Source organism: Phaeacidiphilus oryzae TH49 (genome assembly GCF_000744815.1).
Lineage (GTDB): Bacteria > Actinomycetota > Actinomycetes > Streptomycetales > Streptomycetaceae > Phaeacidiphilus > Phaeacidiphilus oryzae.
Genome location: NZ_JQMQ01000005.1, coordinates 2,799,105 through 2,821,355, shown reverse-complemented (window position 1 = coordinate 2,821,355; position 22,251 = coordinate 2,799,105). Strand labels below are relative to the sequence as shown.

The window sequence follows — 22,251 nt, the reverse complement described above, 5'->3', positions numbered from 1 at the left end:
CAACGGTCTGTCCATGGCCGAGTGCGGGTCCGTGGGGGGCTGGCCGCGCAGTTCCCCGCGCCCCTGAACCGCCTGGCCCTTCGGGCCGCGATTCGGGGGCGGGGGCCTGTGCGGCCGATTCGCCTGGCCCTTCGGGGCGCGAATCAGGGGCGCGGGGAACTGCGCGACCAGCCCCCCACGGACCCGCGGCCGCCGACGCGCCCGCCCGTCGCCGCCCCCACGCGCTCCCCCCGGTGCGGGAAGGGCCACGGGGAAATCACGGTGTCGCACATGACGGATGTCATGCAGGACTCACGAACCCGCACACTGCCCCGCAGACGCCCCGCTCCCGCACCCTTGTGGCCATGAGCACACCGATTCGAGAAGCCGGGCGGCAGCCGCACACGGGGGCCGGCACCGGATCACGCGCGCCCCGCGCCCACGGCACCATCGCCGTCTTCGACGGCGTCAGCAAGAGCTTCGGCAAGGTCCGCGCCGTACAGGACCTCGGCTTCGAGCTCACCGCCGGCGAGACCGTCGCCCTGCTCGGCCCCAACGGCGCCGGCAAGTCGACCAGCTTCGACCTCCTCCTCGGCCTCCGCGACCCGGACCGCGGCAGCGTCAGCCTCTTCGGCGGCACTCCGCGCCAGGCCATCACGGACGGCCGGGTCGGCGCCATGCTGCAGAGCGGCGGCCTGATGCCGGAGGTGACGGTCCGTGAGATGGTCGCCCTCGGCTGCGACCTCCATCCGCGCGGCCACCGGGTGGACGAGATCATGAAGCGCGCCGGGATCGACGACATCGGCGACCGCAAGGTGGACAGGCTCTCCGGCGGCCAGACCCAGCGGGTCCGCTTCGCCCTCGCCATCGCCGGCGACAACGACCTGGTCGTCCTCGACGAGCCGACCACCGGCATGGACGTCACCTCCCGCCAGTCCTTCTGGACGTCGATGAAGGAGCAGGCCGAGGCGGGCCGCACGGTCCTCTTCGCCACCCACTACCTGGAGGAGGCCGACTCGGTCGCCGACCGGGTGCTGGTGCTCCACAAGGGCCGGCTGCTGGCGGACGGCACCGCGGCCGAGATCAAGGCCCGGGCCGGCCTCCGCCGGATCAGCTTCGACCTGGCCGAGCCGGCCGCCCCGGGCGCGCTGGAGCAGCTGCCGGGCGTCGTCTCGCTGGACGGCGGCGCCGGGCACACCGTCCGCATCCGCAGCAACGACGCGGACGCCACGGTCGCCGCGATCTACCGGGCGGGCCTCTACCCGCGCGGCCTGGAGGTCACCGGGCTCGGCCTGGAGCAGGCCTTCCTCGCCATCACCGACGAGGCGGACGAGGCGGACGCCAGGAGCAGCACGAACGAAGGGGAGCGCTGAGAACCATGAAGACCCTGATGCGCCTGGAGGTCCTGCGGATCCTCCGCAACCGCCGCTACCTCTTCTTCACCATCGTCTATCCGGTCGGCCTGTTCGCGATCATGTCCGGCTCGTACGGCAACCACGACCTGCTGCCCGGGATCGACGCCAAGACCTACTTCATGGTGGCCATGGCCACCTTCGGCACGGTGGGCGCCGCCCTCAACACGGCGATGCGGATCTCCACCGAGCGGAAGGCCGGCTGGGTCCGCCAGCTCCGCCTGACCTCGCTGCCCAGCTGGGGCTATGTCGCGGCGAAGATCGGTGCCGCGGCGGCGGCCACCCTGCCGGCGATCCTCGCCGTCTTCGTCCTGGCCGCGGCCCAGGGCGTCCGGCTCTCCGCGCCGACCTGGATCGGGCTGGTGCTGGCGCTGTGGATCGGCGCGTTCGTCTTCTCCGCCCTCGGCGTCGCCATCGGGTACATGGCACCGCCGGACGGGGTGCAGCCGATCGTGATGGTCTTCTACATCGGGATGGCCTTCCTCGGCGGCACCTGGTTCGCCATCACCGGCACCTTCGGCAGGATCGCCGGCTGGACGCCGATCGCCCTCTACAACGAGCTGGGCCGGACCATCGAGACCGGCGGCTCGGTCAACGTCGGCCACATGGCCGCCCTCGCCGGGTACCTGGTCGTCTTCGTCGCCCTCGCCTCCAGGCTCTACCAGCGGGACAAGCAGAAGATCTGACCCTCCGGGGTTAACGTCGGAGTCGTGTCCGTCCGACGGGGGAGAGCGCAGCCATGACGACCAGCCAGACACCGCCCAGACGCCGCCCGGGACCGCTCACGGTACGCCCGGTCACGGCCCCGTACCTGGCCGTCGGGGACCCCGGCTACGCCAGCGGGCCGGGCATCGGGCGGCCCCCGGAGAACCGCCGCCAGATGCTGGTCAAGCTGGCCTGGATGCTGCTGTGGATGCTGTATCTGGCGTACCCGATCACCGATCTGACCGGCGGCCGGCACGGGATCGCCGCCCAGGTGTGGGGCTGGACGGCGCTGGCGGTCTTCCTCGCCTCGTACCTGGCGCTGGTGATGGTCCGGGGGATGCTCCGCAAGGACTGGCAGGCGGTCAGCATCGCGGCGGTGGTGCTGATGCCGGCGCTGGCGGTGGCCACCACGGCCACCCTGGGCAGCCCGTGGGTGACGCTCTTCGTCTACTCCGGGGTGGCGATGGGCGCGGTCCTGCCGCCGAAGTACGCGATGCGCGGGGTGGTCGGGGTGACCGCGCTGACGGTCGCGGTCGGCGTGCCCACCGGGGCCGCCGACGGGGCGAACGGCAGCTCCTTCTATCCGCTGGTCTTCTCCACGCTGCTCGGCGGGTTCGCCATGACGGGGCTCCAGCAGCTGGTCCGCACCATGCACGAGCTGCGCGAGGCGCGGCGCACGGTGGCCGAGCTGGCCGCGGCCGACGAGCGGCTGCGGCTGGCCCGCGACCTCCACGACCTGCTGGGGCACTCGCTCTCGCTGATCACCCTCAAGGCCGAGCTGACCGGGCGGCTGATGGACCAGTCGCGGGAGGAGGAGGCGCGGGCGCAGGTCACGGACATCGAACAGGTGGGGCGGCAGGCGCTGGTGGACGTCCGGGCGGCGGTCGGCGGCTACCGGCGGCCGAAGCTGTCGGTCGAGCTGGTGGCGGCGCGGACGGCGCTGGCGGCCGGCAAGGTCGAACTGGACGCGGAGGTCGCGGTCCCGGACGGGCTGGGCACCGAGGAGGAGGCGGCGCTGGCCTGGGCGCTGCGGGAGTCGGTCACCAACGTGGTCCGGCACAGCGGGGCGAGCCGGTGCGAGATCCGCCTCCACGAGGCCGCTGACGCCGTCACGCTGACGGTCGCCGACAACGGCGCGGGTCCCGGGCGGGCGTCCGCGGGCAACGGCCTCACCGGCCTGTCCGAACGCCTCACCGCGGTGGGCGGCGAGCTGACGACCGGCGCGGCGGCGGGCGGCGGCTTCCGCCTCACGGCGAGGGTCCCCAGGCGCGTCTAGCCCCGCCCCGGGCCCCGGGGCGGGCGGCCCCGGGTCGCTCCGCACCCGTACGCTATGGGCCATGTCCGGGGACGAGACGATCAGGCTGCTGCTGGCCGAGGACCAGGCGATGGTGCGCGAGGCGCTCGCCGCGCTTCTGGGGCTGGAGGGCGACATCGAGGTCGTCGCCCAGGTGTCCAGGGGCGACGAGGTCGTCGACGCCGCGAAGGCGGGGAGCGTGGACGTCGCCCTCCTCGACATCGAGATGCCGGGGATGACGGGGATCGAGGCCGCCGCCCGCCTCCGGGAGGCGCTCCCCGGCTGCCGGATCGTCATCCTGACCACCTTCGGCCGCCCCGGCTACCTCCGCCGGGCGATGGAGTCCGGCGCCGACGCCTTCCTGGTGAAGGACGCACCCGCGGCCCAACTCGCCGACGCGGTACGGCGGGTGCTCCGCGGCGAGCGGGTCATCGACCCGGTGCTCGCCGCCGCGGCGCTCGCCGAGGGCGCGAACCCGCTCACCGCCCGCGAACGCGACGTCCTGGCCGCGGCCGCGGACGGCTCGGTCAACGCGGACATCGCCAAGCGGCTGCACCTCTCCGAGGGCACGGTCCGCAACTACCTGTCGATGGCGATCCAGAAGACCCAGGCCCGCAACCGCGCCGAGGCCGTCCGGATCGCCCGCGAGAAGGGCTGGCTCTAGCCCCTGAGCCGCTCCGCGACCTCGGAGACATGGAAGTCGAAGGTGTGGTCCTGCTCGTCCACCGCGGCCACCCGCTCCAGGTCCGAGGAGAGGAGCAGCTGGCTCTCCGGCACCGCCGCGCGGACCCGGACCAGCCAGTCCGGGCGCCCGGTGGAGCACTCGGCCCAGGGCCGCGCCCGGGTGCCGGTCGAGAGGTAGACGGCGCCGCCGCCGGTCACCCCATGCTCGGCCAGCAGCCCGGCCGCCCAGGCGGCGACGGCCTCCGGCGCGGCGGTCCCGGGCAGCTGCGCGGCCGGGTCGTTCTCCAGCCGCCAGAACGCGCGGACCGCCGGCTCGATCCAGTCCGGCTCCTGATCCGCGGTCAGCCACCGTCCGGTGAGGACGCCGGCCAGCTCGGCCTCGAGGGCGTCCAGCCGCTGCCGGTCGCGCCGCTCCCGCGGCTCCTGCTCAAGCCTGGTTTCCATGGCAGCCGTTCCGTCGGTCGATAGTCGATGTGGTGGGTGCGGGAGGGGCTTCGGCGCCGTTCCTCGGCGCGTCCCCGGTCAGCCGGCGCTCGCTCCGATCCGGGCGGCGAGTTCCGCGGAGATCGGATAGGGCCGCTCGGCGGGGAGCAGCGCCTCGGCCGCGCCGGCCTCCCCGGAGCGGACGAGGGAATGGGCCTCGTGGGCGAGCTCGGTGACGTCGGTCAGGTCCAGGATCCAGTCCTCCACGTAGCGCCGTACGGCCTCGCCGGTCAGGCCGACCTGGATGGCGCGGTGGGGGAGCGGCTGCAGCCGGATGTCGCGCTCGGGGTCCCACTGGACGCGCACCGGGCTCTCGGCCAGCTGCCGCTTCCACTGCTCGTGCGAGGCGTGGACCTCCCCGTCCGGGTGGCTGAGGCAGGAGTTGGCGAGCGCCCAGGCGAACCCGTCCCGCCGGATCCGGATCGCCAGCACCCGCTCCTGGCCCGGCTTCCGCCCCCAGCCGCAGCGGTACATCATCCAGCGGAAGGAGGGCTTGATCCAGGTCATCCGCTCGCGCTTGAACGGCGGGACGAAGGTGCCGGCGGCGAGCGCCGCGTCGGCGATGGCGGCCGGATAGGCCTGATAGACCGTCAGGGAGTCGGCGTCATGGGCGGCCCGGATCTCGCGGACGCGCGGGCCGGGCCCCGCCGAATGCGGTGCGGAGGACATCACCGGCGGTTCTCGACCGTCTCCCCGGCCAGTGCCCGGACGTTCTCGCTGCCCCGCTCGGCGAGCTCGGCCAGGGCCGAGGTGGACTCGGGGGTGCGGATCCTCCGGAGGGCCCGGACGGCCTTCATCCCGATCTGGTCGAACTCGTCCCAGTCGTGCTCGGTCAGGGCGACGTCCTTGAGGAGGCCGACCGTCCCCGGATCGGCGATCGCCGCCAGCACCTCCAGGGCGTCCTCGACGGGCACCTGCCGCTCCCCGCTGCGCAGAGCCCGGGAGAGGGCCGGCACATACCCCGGATCGGGCTGCGCGGCGGCGGCCATCAGCAGGTACTCGACCGCCTCCCAGTCGGCCGCGGCGGTGGCCTTGTCGAGGGCCGCGGCGATGGTCGCCCGCGAGTCGGGCAGCCGCGCGATCCGGTCGCGTCGTTCCGTGAAGGGGACCCCGGGGTCGCGCAGCTGGGCGATGAGTTCTTCGGGCGTCACTGTTCTCCCCAGGGGACGGTGGTGTAGCTCTCGATCCGGTCGTTGAATATATGCGCCGACTTCCTCCGCAGGCCAAAGTTGAGGAATCCGAGTTCCGCCTTGATGTGCACCCGGTGGGGCTGCCTCTTCTGCAGCACCGGGAGGTGGTCGAGACCGAGGTCCTTGATGGACGCCGAGGCCGGATCGTCCCGCGATCCGGCGTCGAGGAGCGCCTGGCGGGTCCCCGGCTTCATGGTGAACTGCACCAGATGCTCGTAGTCCTCGGGGTGGCGCGCCCTCAACTGCTCGATGTACGCCCGGTCCTGGGTGACGAAGGTCTCGCCGTACTTCGGGAAGAGCGTGCCCGTGGCCTTGAGCTGGTTCTCCAGCTCGCCGGTGGACATCCCCCGGTAGAACGTCTCCGGGTCCTCGCAGGCGAGGCCCAGCGGGTCGGCCGTGGTGAGCGGATTGCCGACGTAGCCGTGGGGGTTGGGCGCCGGGGCCAGGCCCAGCGGGTCGGGGCTGAGGTAGCGGGCCGCGGCCGGGTCGTAGTACCGGTGGAGGTTGTAGTGGAGGCGGGTCTCCGGGTCGTAGTACTGGCCGGGGAAGCGCAGCGGGGTGGTGGTCCTGGCGCCGCCGTCGGCGGGGGCGGTGATCCCCCAGAGGGTGCTGTCCGCCCGCCAGGCGGTGCTTCCGTCCGCCGCCGAGAGGAGCTCGGTCGGCGCTCCGACCAGGTCGGAGACGATGGCGAAGAAGCGCCGGTCCACCTCGCCCCGGTCGAGCTCGACCTCGTCGCCGTTCCGGGCGGCGGCGCCCAGCCGCTCGGTCTGCAGCACCGGCCGGAACTCGTCGTGGTCCCAGGTCAGGGTGTACGGGCCGGGCAGCTTCGGACCGTAGGAGGTCTGCTCCACCAGCAGCGGGCCGTCCCAGGTGAACTCGGTGCGCTCGGCCTCCTCGCCGCTCTCGGTGATCCGCTGCTTGGAGATCCGCCGGCCCAGCGGGTCGTACCGGTAGCGCCAGCGGCTGCCGCCGGGCACCTCCACCTCGGTGAGCCGGTCGTCCGCGTCCCAGCTGAAGGTCCAGGTGCGGGTCTTGCCGGAGAGGGTGCGCTCGGTGCGCTCCACGACCCGGCCCTGCTCGTCGTTCCGGTACGTGGTGCGGCCGGCGCCGCGCACCAGCGTGCCCTCGTAGGTGATCTCGCCGCCGGACAGCTCGGCCTGCGGGTGCGGGTGCTCGGAGTGCACCAGGTTGCCGGCCCGGTCGTAGCCGTAGCTCTCGGTCCAGTCCTCGCCGAGCACCGCGAGAACCCGGCCCATCGGGTTCAGCACATACTCCCGCTCGCCCCGCTGACTGTCCGTCAGGCCGATCGGGACGCCGTCGGCGCGGTAGCGGTGGGTGCGGCGGCGTTCGCCGGCGGCGCCGGTGACGGTCTGGCCGAGCAGCCGGCCGAGCTGGTCCCAGGTGGTGTCGAGGACCGGCCCCTGCCCCGGGGAGGAGCCGAAGACCCGGCGGGTCTCGCGGCCCTGCGCGTCCCGCTCGAAGCCGATCCGCTGGCCCGAGGCGGTGAGCCCGGTGAGGTTGCCGAGGGCGTCCCAGGCGAGCGCGGTACTCGCCCCGGACGGGGTGGTGCGCTCGATCCGGCGGCCGACCTCGTCGTGCCGGAAGACGAGGGTCCGGCCGTCCACGGTCTCCGAGAGGAGCCGGCCCACCGGGTCGTAGGTGCGCTCCAGGCGGACGCCGTCCGGCCCCTCGGCCGCGACCAGCCGCCCGGCCGCGTCCCAGGAGTAGGTGGAGGACCCCGCCTCGGTGCTGCGGCTGATCTCGCGGCCCAGCAGGTCGTATCCGGAGGAGACGGTCTGGCCCGCGCCGTTGGTCCGGGCGAGCCGCTGGCCGGCCGCGTCCAGCCGGTACCGCTGGGTGCGGCCGTTGAAGTCGGTCTCGCCGACCAGCCGGCCCAGCTCGTCGTACTCGTACCGCCACTCCCGGCCGTCCGGGTCGGTGACCCGGACCAGGTTCAGCTCGGTGTCGTAGCCGAAGGTGTAGCGCCGGCCGTCCGGCTGGGTGCGCGCGCTGACCTTGTCGAAGTGGGTGTACTCGAAGACCGTGGTGCCGCCGTTGCGGTCGGTGTAGCGGAGGAGGTTCCCCTCGGGGTCCCAGCGCCAGCGCTCGACGCGGCCGTCCGGACCGGTCCGGGTGTCGGGCCGGCCCTCGACGGTCCAGGTGAGGGCGGTGCGCCCGCCCGAGGGGTCGACCAGCTCCACCGGGCGGCCGAAGGCGTCCCGCAGACAGCGGGTGACGGCCCCGAAGGCGTCGGTGATCTCGACCGGCTGACCGGCCGGGTCGCAGGTGACCCGGGTGACGGCGCCGCTGGGCTCGACGACCTCGGCGAGGTGCCCCCGCTCGTCGTACCGGTAGCGGGCGACCGTTCCGTCCGCGCGGGTGACCGAGGTGGTGCGGCCCTGCCTGTCGTAGCCGAAGCGGAGGGTCGTGCCGTCCGGCCCGGTCTCCTCGACGGGCAGGCCGAGGGAGTTGTGGACGGTGGTGGTCCGGCTGCCGTCCGGGTGGGTGACGGCGGAGAGGAGGCCGTCCGCGTCGTACTCGAAGGAGGTGCGGCGGCCGAGGACGTCGGTCGCGGAGAGCAGCTGGTCGTGCTCGTCCCATTCGCGGTGGGTGGTGTGCCCCGCCGCGTTCGTCTCCTCGGTGATCTGGCCGAGTTCGTTGTGGCGGAACACGGTCTGCCGGCCGAGCGAGTCGGTGACGGTGGTGGTGCCCGCCTCGGTGTCGTAGCGGAAGACGCTGTCCAGGTGGCCCTGGTCGCCGCGGGCCTGGGTGCAGCGGCCCTGGCGGTCGTAGAGGTAGCGGAAGCGGCGGCGGTTGCGGTCGGTCCAGTGGCGCAGCCGGCCCTCCTCGTCGTACTCGAAGCGCATCGGGCGCCCGGAGGAGTTGGTGACGGCGGAGAGGTGGCCGTGCTCGTCGTAGGCGAACCGGACCAGCTCCACCGAGGCGGTCGCCTCGGGCGCATCGTCGGCCTGCGGGTCGGGCAGCTTCGACCAGTCGAGCATCACCGTGCGGTCGGTGTCCTTCTGGGCGACCGCCGCCGGCCGGGCGTCGGGCCGGCCGAGCAGCCGGAAGGCGGTGATCCGCGGCCCGTCGGTGTCGACCGCGATGCGGTAGCCGCCGGAGTGCCGGATCTCCTGGGGAGCGCCGTCCGGTCCGTAGGCGATGTCGATCCGGTCGCCGCCGCGGTCGGTGAGCGCCAGCAGGGGGAGGCGCAGCACGTTCCGCTCGGAGCGGTCCGGCCCGCGGCCGTCGGGCGTGCCGAAGTGCCAGCTCAGGCCGGAACCGGGGGAGTCCACCCGGACCCGCTCGCCGCCGTCCTCCAGATACATCCGCCGGTTCGGTCCGGTGACCGGCCGCAGCGGCTCCTCGACGCCGTCCGCGCCCTCCGGGCGGTCGGGGGAGGGCAGCGGGAAGTGGAGGACCGTCCCGTCGTCCCCGGAGAGCAGCGCCTCCTCCTCGTCCAGCTCGACCCGCTGGTCCAGGGTGGACGCCCAGCTGGGGCCGAACCAGCGGCCGGCCCGGTACGAGGAGACGTGGGTGCGGTTCAGCAGCAGCGGCAGCGCGCCGGGCAGCGCCGCGTCCTGCTGCGCCATCACCACCTCGCCGGTGGCGACGTCCACCGGGTCGCCGACGCAGCGGCGGGAGTTCGGGTCGCGCGAGGTGCCGTGCGGGTCGGGGGAGGAGTCCTTCAGATGGGGGGAGGGGCTCTCGCGCCAGGGGCCGCCGCCGCCCTCCCTGCCGCTGCCGCCCTTGGCGGTGGGGCGCGGGCTGCCGCCGCCCCCGCCGACGTGGGGGCTCTTGGCCCGGTCGCCGTGGCCGTGCAGCCGGTGGAGCTCGTCGGCGTGCTTGGCGTCGTTCTCGACGTGGTTCTTGACCACCCGGTCGAGGTTGTCCCCGGTCTGGTGGTAGAGCTTCTTGACGGCCCGTCCGGCGTCCTCGCCGAGCGACTTCCCGATCCTCCGGGCGCCGTCCTTGATGATGTCGGATATCTCGCTCACTCGGTGCCCCAGCCCCCGCGCCTCAGAAGAAGGTCTTGTCCCACTCGCCGGTCACGATCGCCTTGACGGCCTGCGGGAATCCGTACGCCACCCGCTGCATTCCGGCGTCGCCGCCGAGCAGGACCTCGCCGTCCGGGGCCAGCAGCACGGCCTCCTCGGTGTCGAACGCCCTCCCGATCGGCAGCAGGGGCTTGCCGACCCGGTCGGCGTCGATCCGGACGTTCCGGGCCGGCACGCTGAGCGCGGTCTCCACCGTCGTGTCCAGCAGCTCCTCCCAGTCCTCGAAGAGCCAGGCCAACTCCAGCTCGGCGTAGTCCCCGAGGAACCCGCGCAGCTGGTCGGTGACGGGGTAGCCGGCCTCCGCGTACTGCGCGCAGGCGGCCGGCACGTCCACCGGGCCGTACTCGAAGCGCTCCACCGGGGGCAGCGCCTCCCGCAGCCGTTCCAGCGCCTCCCGGGCGGGTCCGCCGCTCATCCTGTCAGTACCTTTCCGGTGAAGTCCGGGACCCAACTGGCGCAGTTCTTGCACATCTTGAACTTCTTGCCCCGGTCGTTGACGGTCACGATGTCCAGGTTCTTCGGGTCCGCCCCGTCCCGGATCGCGTTGGTGAACATCCGGGGTTCGGCGCAGACGCCCGGCGGGCGGCCGTTGGGCATTCTGGACTCGCCGGGCAGGGCGTCCTGGACGGCCGGCGCGTGGTCGTGTTCGGGCCCGCTCTCGCCGTAGTAGACCTTACCGGTGGTGCGGTCCTTCCCCACGGCGAAGGCGCCCGGCATCCGCTCGCCCTCGGGAAGGGTGTCGCCGATGTGCTTGACCCGGGCCTTGGCCAGGTCCATCAGGTCCTTCTTCAGCAGCTCGTCCGGGTCGGCCGGAGCCAGACCCAGCGGGTCGCAGAGCACCATCGGATTGCTCACGTAGCCGTGGCAGTTGGGCCCGGGGGCGATCCCCAGCGGGTCCGGGCTGGTGTAGCGCGCGGTCTCCGGGTCGTAGTAGCGGTTGAGGTTGTAGTGGAGCCGGGTCTCCGGGTCGAAGTACTGGCCGGGGAAGCGCAGCGGGGTGTAGCCGGAGCTCCGCGCGGGCCAGGTGAGGTTGCCCCAGACGGTCTGGGAGGCCCGCCAGACGACCTCCTCGCTCTCCGCGTCCACCAGCTCGGTGGGCATCCCCACCAGGTCGGTGACGATGGCGAAGAACCGGCGGTCGACCTCGTCCTGCCCCTCGGCCCCGGCCCCGGCCCCGGCCCCGGCCTCGCCCCCGCCCTGGCCGCGGACGCTCTCCGTCTGGCACAGCGGCTGGAGGCCGCGGTGGTCCCAGCTGAGGGTGTGCGGCGCCGGCAGGTACTCGGCGCGGGTGGTCTGCTCGACCAGGACCGAGCCGTCCCAGGTGAACTCGGTCCGCTCGGCCTCGGTGACGCCGTCCTCGGCCAGCCTGACCTTGGCGGTCCGGCGGCCGAACGGGTCGTAGCGGTACCGCCACCGGGTGCCGTCCGGGGTGCTGACCTCGGTCAGCCGGTCCTCGGCGTCCCAGGTGTACCGCCAGGTGTCCGGCTTCCGGGAGAGGCGGGTGACCTGGCGGAGCACCACCCGGCCCGCGGCGTCGTACTCGTACCGCACCCGGCCGGCGCCGACCAGCAGGCCGTCGCTGAACTCCCGCTCGCCCACCGCCTCCCGGGTGTTCTCGCCGGCCGGCCAGTGCGCCTCGGTGAGGTTGCCGGCCGGGTCGTAGGCGTAGCGCTCGGACCAGCCCTCGGCGCTGACCCCGGTGATCCGGCCGACCGGGTCCAGCTCGAACCGCCGCGGTCCGGCCAGCAGGTCCTCCAGGCCGGTCACCTCGCCGGACTCGGTGTAGCTCCAGGCGCGCTGCTGGAGGACGGAGTCCGGGGTGCGCACGGTCTGCGCCGCGAGCCGGTGGCCGGCGTCCCAGCGGCTGGCCACGGTGAGCCGCTCGCCGAAGCTCCGCTCGACCTCCCGGCCGCCCTCGTCGTAGCGGAAGGCGAGGGAGCCGGCCGAGGTGGTGAGGGCGGTCCGGCGGCCGGCCTCGTCGTAGGACCAGCTGCTGACGTGGCCGGCGGGGGTGCGGCGGGTGGTGCTGCGCCCGAGGGCGTCCCGGGTGTGCCGCAGCACGCGGCCGTCCACCGTCTCGCTGAGGAGGTTGCCCAGCGGATCCAGGGTGCGGGCCAGTTCGGTGTCCGGCCCGGTGGCGCGGACCAGCAGGCCGTCCGCCCGGTACTGGTACTCGGTGACGGCGCCGTCCACGTCCTTGGCGACCAGGTTGCCCGAGTGGTCGTACGCGAAGGAGACCCGCTGGCCCTCGGCGTTCGTCCGGGCGGTCATCCGGCCGACCGCGTCCACCTCGTACTCCACGGTGCGCCCGTGGAAGTCGGTCTCGGCCACCAGCCGGCCGGCCGGGTCGTAGGTGTACCGCCAGCTACGGCCCTCCCCGTCGGTGACCGCGACCAGCCGCATCCGGTTATCGTAGGCGTACTCCAGGCGGGAGCCGTCCGGCTCCACCACCGCGGCCAGCGTCTCGAACGGGGTGTACTCGTAGCGGCGGATCCGGCCCGTCCGGTCGGAGTACGAGACGACGTTGCCCTCGGCGTCGTACTGCCAGCGCTCGGTGTTGCCCTCGGTGTCGGTGAGCGAGGTGACCCGGCCCTCGGTGTTCCAGCCGACCCGGGTCACCCCGCCGGCCGGGTCGGTGAGTTCGACGACCCGGCCGAAGGCGTCGCGGCGGTAGCGGGCGGTCGCCCCGTCCGGATCGGAGACCTCGACCGGCAGCCCGGCCGCGTCGCAGCGGACCCGGGTGGTGCGCCCGATCGGATCGGTGATCGAGGCCAGGTGCCCGGCCCGGTCGTAGCCGTAGCGGGTGACCGCGCCCGAGGGGTCGGTCAGCGCGATGCGGCGGCCGGCCTCGTCGTACTCCTGGAGCCAGACGGCGCCGCCCGGTTCGGTGATCTCCACCGGCAGGCTGCTGCCGTCCAGGTAGTACGCGGTGCTCCGCTCGCCGTCCGGGTGGACCACCTCGGCCAGATCGCCGGCCGCGTCGTAGTCGAAGCGGGTGGTCCGGCCGAGCGGGTCGGTGCGGCCGATCAGGCGGTGGTGCTCGTCCCGCTCGAAGCGGGTGGTGTTGCCCAGCGGGTCCACCTGGGCGACGATCTGCGCGCGCTCGTCGACGTGGTACTCGGTGCTGTGGCCGAGCCCGTCGGTCTCGGTGTGCACCCGGATCCCGGTCTCCGGGTCCGGATCGCCGTAGGAGAAGCGGAAGACGAGCGAGCCGTCCGAGCCCTCCTGGTCCACCACCCGGCCGTGGCCGTCGTAGCGGTAGTGGTAGGCGGTGCCGTTGCGGTCGGTCCAGGAGGTGATCCGGCCGGAGGCGTCGTTGGCGAACCGCAGCGCCTTGCCCGAGGAGTTGTAGACGGAGGTCAGATGGCCGTCCTGGTAGCCGTACCGGGCCAGGAGGACGTCGTGGCCGTCCTGGTCGGCGCCGGCCAGCCGCAGGGCGGTGACCCGGCCCCGCTCGGTGGTGACCAGCAGCCGGTAGCCGCCGGAGTGGGTGACGGCGACGGGGGCGCCGTCCTCGTCCCACTCGAACTCGACGCGGTTGCCGGAGCGGTCCCGGACCAGGGTGAGGAGCGCCGTGCTGCTGCCCGCCAGCGGGGTGAACTCCCGTACCAGGCCGAGGCGCCGGTCGGTGAGGCGGTAGCGGCTGCCGTCGGCCAGCAGGCGCAGCTCCCGGCGCGGTCCGGCCGCCGGCCGGGCGGCGGGCCCGCCGGCCTGGGGCAGCGGGTACGCCTGGGCGCTGCGGTCGCGGCCGAGGTGGACGACGCCGTCCTGGTCGGCCTCCAGGCGCTCGTCGAAGCTGGAGACCCAGCGCGGGCCCATCCAGCGACCGGCCTGGTAGCCGGACTCGAAGCTCCGGGTGATCTGCAGCGGCAGGGCGCCGGGCAGGGAGACGTCCAGCTGCTCGATGAACATCCGGCCGGTGGCCATGTCCACCGGCTCGCCGCCGGGGCAGATGGAGTCCTCGTCGCGACTGGACTCGTGGGGCTTCTCGGCCTGGTTGCGGGCCGGGCCGATGCCGTCCAGCTTCGGCTTCCGGCTGCCGGGGGCGGGCTTGTTCGGCGCGGCGGGGGTCGAGGAGTGCCCGTTCCCGCCGCCGCCGTGGCCGCCGCCCTGTCCGCCGCCGGGGGAGTGCGGGGACTTCGGGGCGTGCTCGGTCTCCTCGCCGCGGTGCAGCCTCCGCAGGTCGTCGGCGTGCTTGGCGTCGTTCTCGACGTGGTTCTTGACCACCCGGTCGAGGTTGTCCCCGGTCTGGTGGTAGAGCTTCTTGACGGCCCGTCCGGCGTCCTCGCCGAGCGACTTCCCGATCCTCCGGGCGCCGTCCTTGACGATCTGTGCGATCTCGCTCACTCGAAGCTCATTCCGGCCACCGTGGTGGAGAGCTGCTGGGCGTGCGAGGCGATGTCCTCGGCGTGCGAGCGCATGGTGTCGGAGGCGGTCCTGACGATGTCCGGGTGGATCCGGAAGCCGCTGCCGGCGCCTCCGGCGGCCTCGGTGACCCCGGCCGACACCTCCTGGTAGACCAGCCCGCTGACGGCCTTGGCGACGGTGTCCTCCAGGGGCGAGATGGCGGCCTCCACCACCTCGCCGACCAGCTTGTCCTCCAGGTCCTTGACCAGCTTCTTCATCAGCGTGCGGGCGGCCAGCTCGATGCCGGGCAGGGCCGCCTCGGCGATCCCGAAGGTGAAGACGGCCGCGGCCTGGTCGGCGATGAACGCGGCACCCAGGGCGGCGAGTTCGGCGATCGCGGCGCCCTTCAGCGCGGTGATCGCGGTCGCCGCTCCGTCCAGCGCGGTGGCGACGGTGGAGCAGGCGGTCTGCAGCTCGCTCATGTGGGAGCTCGACATCGTTGCCCACTTGGCGATCATCGCGTCGTAGGAGGCGCCCTCGTAGCCCTGCGAGAGCCGCTTCAGGGTGGCCGTCGCGTCCTGGTGGGAGTTGTCCACCTTGGAGGCGAAGTCCCTGACGTGGTCCGCGAGTTCGCGTACCTTGTCCTCGTTGATCTCTGGCCAGGTGACACCGATGACATCGAGGATCTTGACCACTGCGTGCGGTAGCTCCATGGCCATGAGGCCCCCCTGGGAACAGATCGATGTACAACGAACGGGATGAACGGTGCCTGACAGGCCACCACCCAGGGAAGGTTAGTCGATCTCCTGTGACAGGCCTGGAACAGTAATCAGTTGAGTCTGTGACGGGCGGCCTTCGCGTCCAGCCTGACCCGCGCCGCCGACTCCGGGTCGAAGGCGTCCAGAATCTTGGCGAACCCCTCCATCTCGGCCGCGCCGGTCAGGAAGTCGCCCAGCTTGACCAGGAGTTCCGCCCGCTCCAGGCGCAGCTGCGCCGGATGCCGGGGGAGCAGCAGGGAGAGCTCCACCGCCCACAGCTGCACCCGGGCGTGCTCCGGCCGGGCGGCGGCCCAGGCCCGGATGTTGTTCAGCACCCGCAACACGATGTCCAGCGGCTCGGCCGGGGAGAGGAGGTCGGAGGTCAGCCGGGTGCCGGACTGGGCGGAGATCGCCGCCGCGTCCTCCGTGGTGAGGAGCCGCCCGCCGTGGAACGGGTCGGCCAGCACGAACTCGCCCTCCGGATCGCCGACCCCGACCACGAAGTGCCCGGGCAGCGCCACCGGGTAGACCGGCAGCCCGGCCCTCCGGCCCACCTCGACCCAGACCACGGAGAGGAGGATCGGCAGCCCGCGCCGCCGCTCCAGCACCCGGTGGAGCAGCGAGGAGTCCAGCCGCCGGTACGCCCCGGAGCCGCCGCGGAACTCGGCCCGTCCGGCCAGCACCCCGGCCAGCCGGGCCGCCACCGCGGCCGGCGCCTCCCCGGGCGGGCCGGCCGCACGGACCGCGGCGGCCAGCCGGTCCAGCTCGCCGAGGCGGCGGGCGAAGGCGCTGCCGGGCTCCGGCTCCCAGTCGGCGCCGGAGCCGGGGGCGCGCCCAGCGGGTCGTTCAGGCCGCCGCCGAGGTCGTCGGCCGGGTCGCCGGACAGGTCGCCGGACAGGCCGCCGGACAGGCCGCCGGCCAGGTCGCCGGTCAGGTCGTTCAGCAGGTCGGAGCCCGGTTCCGCGGCCGGGCCGGGAGCGGCCTCCTCGCCGGGTCCTGCCTCCGGCGCGGCCCCGGGGCAGAGCCCCGGATCGGCCTCGCAGCCGATGAGGAGGCAGAGGCGCGCCAGGTCCGGCTCGGGGCTCCGCGCCAGTGCGGCGAACCGCGCCCTGCTCTCCTCCGTCATGCCGCCGGATTCTAAGGCCTCGGGGGGCTTTCGCCCGGGCAGCTCGCGCCGTCCGGCTGACGAGGCATCAGTTCGTCCTCCGCTCAGTCCTGCGGGGCCCGCCGGTAGTGGTAGCGGTGGTGCTCGGCGAAGCCCAGCTTGTCGTAGAGCCGGGCGGCCGGTCCGTTGTCCGCCTCCACCTGCAGATAGGCGAGGTCCGCGCCCTCCTGGGCGGCGCGCTCGGCGAGCGCCGCCATCACCGTGCTGGCGAGCCCGCGGCGGCGGGCCGCCGGGACGACCTCCACCGCGGCGAAACCGGCCCACCGGCCGTCCACCACACAGCGCCCGATCGCCGCGCAGCCGTCCTCGCCGTCCTCGCCGTTCCCGCCCTCGGCCTCCCCGGCCGGGACGGAGGCGAACCACACGGAGGGTCCGCCGGCCAGCACCGCCCGCGCGGTCTCCGGGTCGGACACCTTCCCGTACTCGGCCAGCCAGGCGTCCGAAGGCGTCCGCTCCAACCGGACGCCCCTGCCGGCCGCCCCCTCGCTCCCCGCCGTGAGCAGCGCGCTGAGCGGCGCCGTCCGCAGTACGGCGTGCCCCTCCGCGCCCCAGCCCAGCTCCTCCAGGCCGGCGGCCGCCGGACTCCCGTCCACCACCTGCGCCAGCGCGGGGAGGCCGCGGTCGGCGTACCACTCCACCAGCCGGCGTGCGGTCGCACCGAGATCGGCGGAGCCGGCCTGGTCCTCCACCGCCAGCGCCGAGTTGGCCCGGCGGGTGAAGCCCCGGGCCGCGCGCAGCAGCCACGGCGCCGCCGGGGCCGCGAGCCGGGCCGTCTCGAGCGCCGGCCAGCCCCGCGCGCCGACCGCCTGGAGCTCCTCGGCCGAGGGGGCGAGATGCGCGGCGACGGCGCGCCGCCCGCGGCGGACCGGCGCCGGCGGAACGATCTTCCCCGCGACCACCGACTCCTCCGCGATCTCCACCCGGGATCCGTCCCGTGATTCCACGACCAGCCGCCCGCCGCGCCAGTCCAGAAGGGTGCCGAGGACGTCGCCGTACACCGGCCGCCCGTCCCGGATGTCGAGAACCCGGCGAACGGACACGCGTCGCCCCAGGTCAGAGGGGGTGATGGCGAGGGAGTCCGGGAACCCCCGGGTATCCCCGCCCGAAGGCCGCTGCCCGACGTGGTCCGTCATGGGGGTACCTCCTGTGCATTCGACGACCCGAAACCGCGATACTAGGTCCGGGCATCGACGACGCCGCGCTCCCCGCGCGATCCAGCCCGAATGAGGAGGAACACCAGCGTGACCTACGTCATCGCGCAGCCTTGTGTCGACGTGAAGGACAAGGCCTGCATCGAGGAGTGCCCCGTCGACTGCATCTACGAGGGCCAGCGATCCCTGTACATCCACCCGGACGAGTGCGTCGACTGCGGAGCCTGTGAGCCCGTCTGCCCGGTGGAGGCCATCTTCTACGAGGACGACACCCCGGAGGAGTGGAAGGACTACTACAAGGCGAACGTCGAGTTCTTCGACGACCTCGGCTCGCCCGGTGGCGCCTCCAAGCTCGGCCTGATCGAGCGCGACCACGCGTTCATCGCCGCGCTTCCGCCGCAGAACCAGTGATGACCCGCGCCGACGCGCAGGCCGCGCCGTCCTCCGGTGTTGACCGGGGGGCGGCGCGGACCGTCTCCGCGCTCCTGCCCCAGTTCCCCTGGGACCGCCTGGAGCCCTACAAGAAGCGGGCGCTCGAACACCCGGACGGCATCGTCGACCTGTCCATCGGCACCCCGGTGGACCCGGTCCCGGCGCTGATCCAGGAGGCCCTGCGGGAGCACGCGGACACCCCCGGCTACCCCACGGTCTGGGGCACCCGGGCGTACCGCGACGCGATCCTCGGCTGGGCCGGGCGCCGGCTCGGCGCGACCGCGCTGGACGAGCACGGCGTGCTGCCCGTGGTCGGCTCCAAGGAGCTGGTCGCCTGGCTGCCGACGCAGCTCGGACTGGGCCCGGGCGACGTGGTGGCCTATCCCCAGCTGGCCTATCCGACCTACGAGGTGGGCGCCAGACTGGCCCGCGCCGACTACGCCTCCTACGTCGACGATCCGCGTGAACTGGACGCCGACGTGGTGTCCCGGCTGCGGCTGCTCTGGCTCAACTCCCCGTCCAACCCGACCGGCCGGGTGCTGGCCGCCGACCGGCTGCGGGAGATCGTGGAGTGGGCTCGGGAGCGCGGGGTGCTGGTCGTCTCCGACGAGTGCTACCTCGAACTCGGCTGGGAGGCCGACCCCGTGTCGATCCTCCACCCCGAGGTGAGCGGCGGCTCCTACGAGGGCCTGGTCGCCGTCCACTCGCTCTCCAAGCGGTCGAACCTGGCCGGCTACCGGGCCGCGTTCCTCCTCGGTGACGACGGGCTGCTCCACGAGCTGCTCCAGGTGCGGAAGCACGGCGGGATGATGACGCCGGCTCCGGTCCAGGCCGCGGCCGCGGTCGCGCTGGGCGACGACGCCCATGTCGCCGAGCAGCGGGAGCGGTACGCCCGCCGGCGCACGGCGCTGCGCGAGGCGCTGGAGGCGTACGGCTTCCGCGTGGACCACTCCGAGGCGAGCCTCTATCTCTGGTCCACCCGGGACGAGAGCTGCTGGGACACCGTCGCGGCCCTGGCCGACCTCGGCATCCTGGTCGCCCCCGGCGAGTTCTACGGCGCGGAGGCGGGCTCCCGCCACGTCCGCGTCGCCTTCACCGCGACCGACGAACGCGTCGACGCCGCGGTGATCCGCTTGACCGGTGGCGCCTGACGGGCGGCGCACCGCGCAGTTCCCCGCGCCCCTGTTCTCGCGCCTGCGGCGCTGAGAACCGGGGCGCCTGGTTGACGCCCCGTCAGCGGAGAAGGGCGGGTGGGCGGGGAATACCGAACCCCCACCCACCCGCCCTCCGCTCGGGAACTAGCCGACCGGCAGCGTCTTCGTCAGCCCCCCGACCACGGGGAGCCCGCCGACCACCGGCAGCCCCGCACCCTGGGCGCCGCCGAGCCCCGGCACCCCGCCGAGCCGGTTCTCCGCGGTCGCCGGCATGGACTTCTGGGTGGCCCCCGAGGTGAGGCTGTTCAGCGGCAGGTCGTTCACCGGCAGCGAGCCCGGCAGCGAGGAGACGGACCCCAGCGGGTTCGCCCCCGCCCCGTCCGCCGGGATCCCGCGGTGGACGCTCTGCGCCGCGTGCCCGGCCAGACCACCGGTGGTGGCGGCGGTGGAGCCCAGGGTCTGGGCGGTCTTGCCGGTCAGGCCGCCGAGCGCCTGGTGGGCCGCGGGGATGCCCTGGCGGGCAGCGTCCCCGGCGACGTCGGCGACGGTGGGGATGCCCTGGCGGGCCGCGTCGCCGGCGGTCGAGCCGAGCTGCTGCCCGGCGCCGTGAGCGGCGCCGTCGACCGAGTCGCCGAGGTGGCTCGGGTCGAGGTTGGTGAGCCCACCCAGATCCGGGGTCTGCGGCAGGTCCACGGCCGAGGCGGAGCCGGCTGCGACCAACGGAGCCGCTCCGGCGGCCATGACCAGGGCGGCCTGGGCGATCCGGCGCGTGAGGGGGTGAGACATGTTGCTCCTAACGGAGAAGAGGACAGATCCCGTCCGTCGGGCGGACGTGGTGATTACCGCCGGAGCGCCGAGAAGGTTGCGGCCGGTTTAAGTAAAGACTTCACCAAGTGATCTGACTCTTCGTCACCATTCGCCCCGTTTCGGGAGGGTGGCGCGGGGGGTGGTGCAGAAACGTCTCAGCCCTTGCCCGGTAGGGAGGTTGCGCCCTTCACGGAGCCTTCTCCACAGATCGCCGCCAAGACCGCTCGCGGACCGTCCCCACGTCAAATGCGGTTGACCGTCCCTCACTCGGCCGAGCGCATCAGGAGGCTTGCGCGCCCTTGCCCGCGGCAACCGTCATCCGCACCGAGGACGATCCGGCCGAGGGGTCCGCCCGCCATCCCTTGGTGGACTGGTCGCCGCTCCAGGTCTTGCCGCCCCAGGACACCTCGGAGAGGTGGAGCGCGGCGGCGTGCGCCACCGCCCACTGCGCCAGCGCCCAGCCCTGCCGGGCGTCGTCCGACACCCCGTGCGGCACGGCCTCCAGCACCAGCCCCTCCGAGGCCGCCGACGAGGGCGAGGCCCCGGAGCCGCCCGACCCCGTACCGTCCGACCCCGTGCCGCCCGCCGACCGCACCGCCCGGGTCCGCACCGTCCCCCCGAACTCCTTCCGCAGGCCCGAGGCCACCGCCTCGGCCCCCGGCTGCAGCCCCGTGCTCGCGCTCACCGCACCGGCCGTCACCGAGCCCACGTCGTTCATCTGGCAGCTCAGCGCCGCCGGGTCACGGCCGGTCAGCGCGCCGGAGAGGGTGGTCGCGTCCGCCTCGTGCTGCGCGTACGCCGTCGGGTACGCGCTGTGCTGGACGTCCTGCGCGGCCTCGGTCAACGGGATCCGCGTGTAGTGGGGCACCTGCACCAGCGCGTCGAAGAACCTGTTCGTGGCGTACACCGGGTCGGAGATCTGGTCCGCGGTGCCCCAGCCCTGCGAGGGACGCTGCTGGAAGAGCCCGACCGAGTCCCGGTCGCCCTCCGGCAGGTTCTCCAGATGGGACTCCTGCATCGCCGTGGCCAGCGCGATGGTGATCGCCCGCTGCGGCAGCGAGCGGGAGGTGCCCACCGCCGAGATGGTCGCCGCGTTCGCCATCTGGTCCGGGGAGAGCTGCACCACCCCCGTGGTCGAGTCGACCTCGCACTGCACGGTGACCGGGATCACCCGGGTCCGTTCGAGCACCAGCACGACCGCGCCGACCACGACGGCCAGCGCCACCAGCACCGCGAGCAGTCGCAGGCCGGGCCGGCGGCGGCGGGTGCGGTAGACGGCGCTGCTGCCCTGGTTGTCCGGTGCGTCCATGAGGTCGCTGAGACTCACTCGAGGTCCTTCTTCCAGATCCCAACCCGGCTCTTCGGGAACCACCCCGAGCCCGGGAGGCAACGGTACCGAGTCGAAGACCCCCTCAGGGGACGTACGGGCCCGCGGCGGCGGAATGCCCACCCCACTCCCACCAGGCCCTTTCCCGGTGCTCATGGACCACGCCGTCTACCCTGGTCAGCCATGACCCATCTGGACCTGTCCCTGCCCGCCGACGAGCTCACCGCGCGACTCGTCGACTTCCCGTCGGTCAGCGGAGCGGAGGGCCCGCTCGCCGACGCGGTCGAGGCCGCCCTGCGCGCCCTCCCGCACCTGGAGGTGCTGCGCGACGGCAACGCCCTGGTCGCCCGGACGAGCCTCGGCCGGGCCGAGCGGGTACTCCTCGCCGGGCACCTGGACACCGTCCCGATCGCGGACAACGTCCCCTCGCGCACCGAGGGCGACCTCCTCTACGGCTGCGGCACCTCGGACATGAAGTCCGGCGTCGCCGTACAGCTGAGGATCGCCGCCGGGATGACCGCGCCCAACCGCGACCTCACCTTCGTCTTCTACGACTGCGAGGAGGTCGAGGCGGAGCGCAACGGCCTCGCCCGGCTCGCCCGCGACCACCCCGAGTGGCTGGCCGCCGACTTCGCCGTGCTGATGGAGCCGAGCAGCGGTCAGGTCGAGGGCGGCTGCCAGGGCACGCTCCGAGTGGCCGTCAGGACCCGCGGCCGGCGGGCCCATTCCGGCCGCTCCTGGCTCGGCGAGAACGCCATCCACGCCGCCGCTCCGATCCTCGCCCGGCTCGCCGACTACCAGCCCCGCCACCCGGTCATCGACGGCCTGGAGTACCGCGAGGGCCTCAACGCGGTGGGGATCTCCGGCGGCATCGCCGGCAACGTCATCCCGGACGAGTGCACGGTCCTCGTCAACTTCCGCTTCGCCCCCGACCGGACCGAGGAGGAGGCGCTGGCGCACGTCCGCGAGGTGCTGGACGGCTTCGAGATCGAGCTCACCGACACCGCCCCCGGCGCCCTCCCCGGCCTCGGCCACCCGGCCGCCGCCGCGTTCATCGCCGCCACCGGCGCCACCGCCCAGCCCAAGTACGGCTGGACGGACGTGGCCCGCTTCTCGGCCCTCGGCGTCCCCGCGGTCAACTACGGCCCCGGCGAACCCAACCTGGCCCACACCCGCGACGAGCACTGCTCCCGCTCCGCCGTCCTGGAATGCGAGAAGCGCCTCCGCGCCTGGCTCTCCTGACCGGCCCGGCCCGGGCCGCCGGGACGAAACGCCCAGTTCACCGCGACTTGGCCCGGCTATCAC

The 22,251-nt window shown here is 73.7% G+C and carries 18 protein-coding genes; 7 read left to right on the top strand and 11 right to left on the bottom strand.

The genetic code is table 11. The features are described from left to right. Positions 1-428: 428 nt before the first annotated feature. From BS73_RS16335 to BS73_RS16320, 4 genes are all read left to right on the top strand, one after another. Entirely contained in the window at positions 429-1,352 is a 924-nt protein-coding gene (locus BS73_RS16335) for an ABC transporter ATP-binding protein (protein WP_037579853.1), read from the top strand. A gap of 5 nt (positions 1,353-1,357) precedes the next feature. Beyond that, positions 1,358-2,077 (top strand): ABC transporter permease, encoded by a 720-nt coding sequence (locus tag BS73_RS16330; protein ID WP_037573170.1) that lies wholly within the window; start codon positions 1,358-1,360, stop codon positions 2,075-2,077. 53 nt (positions 2,078-2,130) lie between these two features. Continuing rightward, complete coding sequence (locus BS73_RS16325) at positions 2,131-3,372, top strand: sensor histidine kinase (protein ID WP_084704118.1); 1,242 nt, start codon at positions 2,131-2,133, stop codon at positions 3,370-3,372. A gap of 61 nt (positions 3,373-3,433) precedes the next feature. After that, entirely contained in the window at positions 3,434-4,054 is a 621-nt protein-coding gene (locus BS73_RS16320; protein ID WP_037573167.1) for a response regulator transcription factor, read from the top strand. On the opposite strand, the gene BS73_RS16315 is transcribed toward BS73_RS16320, so the two are convergent. The 9 genes from BS73_RS16315 to BS73_RS16275 all read right to left on the bottom strand — a co-directional run bounded on the left by BS73_RS16315 (position 4,051) and on the right by BS73_RS16275 (position 17,208). Beyond that, positions 4,051-4,518, bottom strand: coding sequence for a hypothetical protein (locus BS73_RS16315; protein ID WP_037573161.1), 468 nt, complete (start codon positions 4,516-4,518; stop codon positions 4,051-4,053). The genes BS73_RS16320 and BS73_RS16315 overlap by 4 nt on opposite strands. A gap of 78 nt (positions 4,519-4,596) precedes the next feature. Beyond that, positions 4,597-5,226 carry a DUF4291 domain-containing protein gene (locus tag BS73_RS16310; protein WP_037573158.1) on the bottom strand — a complete coding sequence of 210 codons (630 nt, stop codon included), beginning with the start codon at positions 5,224-5,226 and terminating at the stop codon, positions 4,597-4,599. Beyond that, positions 5,226-5,708 (bottom strand): HEAT repeat domain-containing protein, encoded by a 483-nt coding sequence (locus BS73_RS16305; protein WP_037573156.1) that lies wholly within the window; start codon positions 5,706-5,708, stop codon positions 5,226-5,228. Before BS73_RS16305 ends, BS73_RS16310 begins: the two co-directional genes overlap by 1 nt. Next, positions 5,705-9,745, bottom strand: a complete 4,041-nt coding sequence (locus tag BS73_RS16300) for a DUF6531 domain-containing protein (RefSeq protein ID WP_051940002.1) — start codon at positions 9,743-9,745, stop codon at positions 5,705-5,707. Before BS73_RS16300 ends, BS73_RS16305 begins: the two co-directional genes overlap by 4 nt. A gap of 22 nt (positions 9,746-9,767) precedes the next feature. After that, positions 9,768-10,220, bottom strand: coding sequence for an SUKH-3 domain-containing protein (locus BS73_RS16295; protein ID WP_037573153.1), 453 nt, complete (start codon positions 10,218-10,220; stop codon positions 9,768-9,770). Then, positions 10,217-14,152, bottom strand: coding sequence for an RHS repeat-associated core domain-containing protein (locus BS73_RS16290; protein ID WP_051940001.1), 3,936 nt, complete (start codon positions 14,150-14,152; stop codon positions 10,217-10,219). The genes BS73_RS16295 and BS73_RS16290 overlap by 4 nt, the downstream gene beginning before the upstream one ends. Continuing rightward, positions 14,149-14,871, bottom strand: a complete 723-nt coding sequence (locus BS73_RS16285) for a WXG100-like domain-containing protein (protein ID WP_037573150.1) — start codon at positions 14,869-14,871, stop codon at positions 14,149-14,151. Before BS73_RS16285 ends, BS73_RS16290 begins: the two co-directional genes overlap by 4 nt. A gap of 110 nt (positions 14,872-14,981) precedes the next feature. Next, positions 14,982-15,932 (bottom strand): transglutaminase family protein, encoded by a 951-nt coding sequence (locus tag BS73_RS16280; protein WP_084704117.1) that lies wholly within the window; start codon positions 15,930-15,932, stop codon positions 14,982-14,984. 187 nt (positions 15,933-16,119) lie between these two features. Continuing rightward, entirely contained in the window at positions 16,120-17,208 is a 1,089-nt protein-coding gene (locus BS73_RS16275; protein WP_084704116.1) for a GNAT family N-acetyltransferase, read from the bottom strand. A 108-nt stretch (positions 17,209-17,316) separates the two neighbouring features. Here BS73_RS16275 and fdxA point away from each other — a divergent pair, with 108 nt between their 5' ends. Together fdxA and dapC are read left to right on the top strand one after the other, a co-directional pair. Then, positions 17,317-17,637, top strand: a complete 321-nt coding sequence (gene fdxA, locus BS73_RS16270) for a ferredoxin (protein WP_018956287.1) — start codon at positions 17,317-17,319, stop codon at positions 17,635-17,637. Continuing rightward, positions 17,637-18,809, top strand: a complete 1,173-nt coding sequence (gene dapC, locus BS73_RS16265) for a succinyldiaminopimelate transaminase (RefSeq protein WP_084704115.1) — start codon at positions 17,637-17,639, stop codon at positions 18,807-18,809. The genes fdxA and dapC overlap by 1 nt, the downstream gene beginning before the upstream one ends. Before the next feature lie 147 nt (positions 18,810-18,956). Here dapC and BS73_RS40970 read toward each other — a convergent pair whose 3' ends face one another. Beyond that, on the bottom strand, positions 18,957-19,598 hold the full coding sequence (locus BS73_RS40970; RefSeq protein ID WP_407675016.1) for an ATP-binding protein: 642 nt from the start codon (positions 19,596-19,598) through the stop codon (positions 18,957-18,959). A gap of 301 nt (positions 19,599-19,899) precedes the next feature. Continuing rightward, positions 19,900-20,946, bottom strand: coding sequence for a hypothetical protein (locus BS73_RS16255; RefSeq protein ID WP_051940000.1), 1,047 nt, complete (start codon positions 20,944-20,946; stop codon positions 19,900-19,902). Positions 20,947-21,129: 183 nt separating this feature from the next. Here BS73_RS16255 and dapE point away from each other — a divergent pair, with 183 nt between their 5' ends. Then, the gene (dapE, locus tag BS73_RS16250) at positions 21,130-22,188 is read left to right on the top strand and encodes a succinyl-diaminopimelate desuccinylase (protein WP_037573139.1); all 1,059 of its coding nucleotides are present in this window, start codon (positions 21,130-21,132) and stop codon (positions 22,186-22,188) included. The last annotated feature ends 63 nt before the right edge of the window (positions 22,189-22,251 follow it).

Coding starts and splice junctions, on each gene's coding strand:
- BS73_RS16330 (WP_037573170.1), top strand. CDS start 1,358: ATGAAGACCCTGATGCGCCTGGAGGTCCTGCGGATCCTCCGCAACCGC.
- BS73_RS16325 (WP_084704118.1), top strand. CDS start 2,131: ATGACGACCAGCCAGACACCGCCCAGACGCCGCCCGGGACCGCTCACG.
- BS73_RS16320 (WP_037573167.1), top strand. CDS start 3,434: ATGTCCGGGGACGAGACGATCAGGCTGCTGCTGGCCGAGGACCAGGCG.
- BS73_RS16315 (WP_037573161.1), bottom strand. CDS start 4,518: ATGGAAACCAGGCTTGAGCAGGAGCCGCGGGAGCGGCGCGACCGGCAG.
- BS73_RS16310 (WP_037573158.1), bottom strand. CDS start 5,226: ATGTCCTCCGCACCGCATTCGGCGGGGCCCGGCCCGCGCGTCCGCGAG.
- BS73_RS16295 (WP_037573153.1), bottom strand. CDS start 10,220: ATGAGCGGCGGACCCGCCCGGGAGGCGCTGGAACGGCTGCGGGAGGCG.
- BS73_RS16285 (WP_037573150.1), bottom strand. CDS start 14,871: ATGGCCATGGAGCTACCGCACGCAGTGGTCAAGATCCTCGATGTCATC.
- BS73_RS16275 (WP_084704116.1), bottom strand. CDS start 17,208: ATGACGGACCACGTCGGGCAGCGGCCTTCGGGCGGGGATACCCGGGGG.
- dapC (WP_084704115.1), top strand. CDS start 17,637: ATGACCCGCGCCGACGCGCAGGCCGCGCCGTCCTCCGGTGTTGACCGG.
- BS73_RS40970 (WP_407675016.1), bottom strand. CDS start 19,598: ATGTCTCACCCCCTCACGCGCCGGATCGCCCAGGCCGCCCTGGTCATG.
- dapE (WP_037573139.1), top strand. CDS start 21,130: ATGACCCATCTGGACCTGTCCCTGCCCGCCGACGAGCTCACCGCGCGA.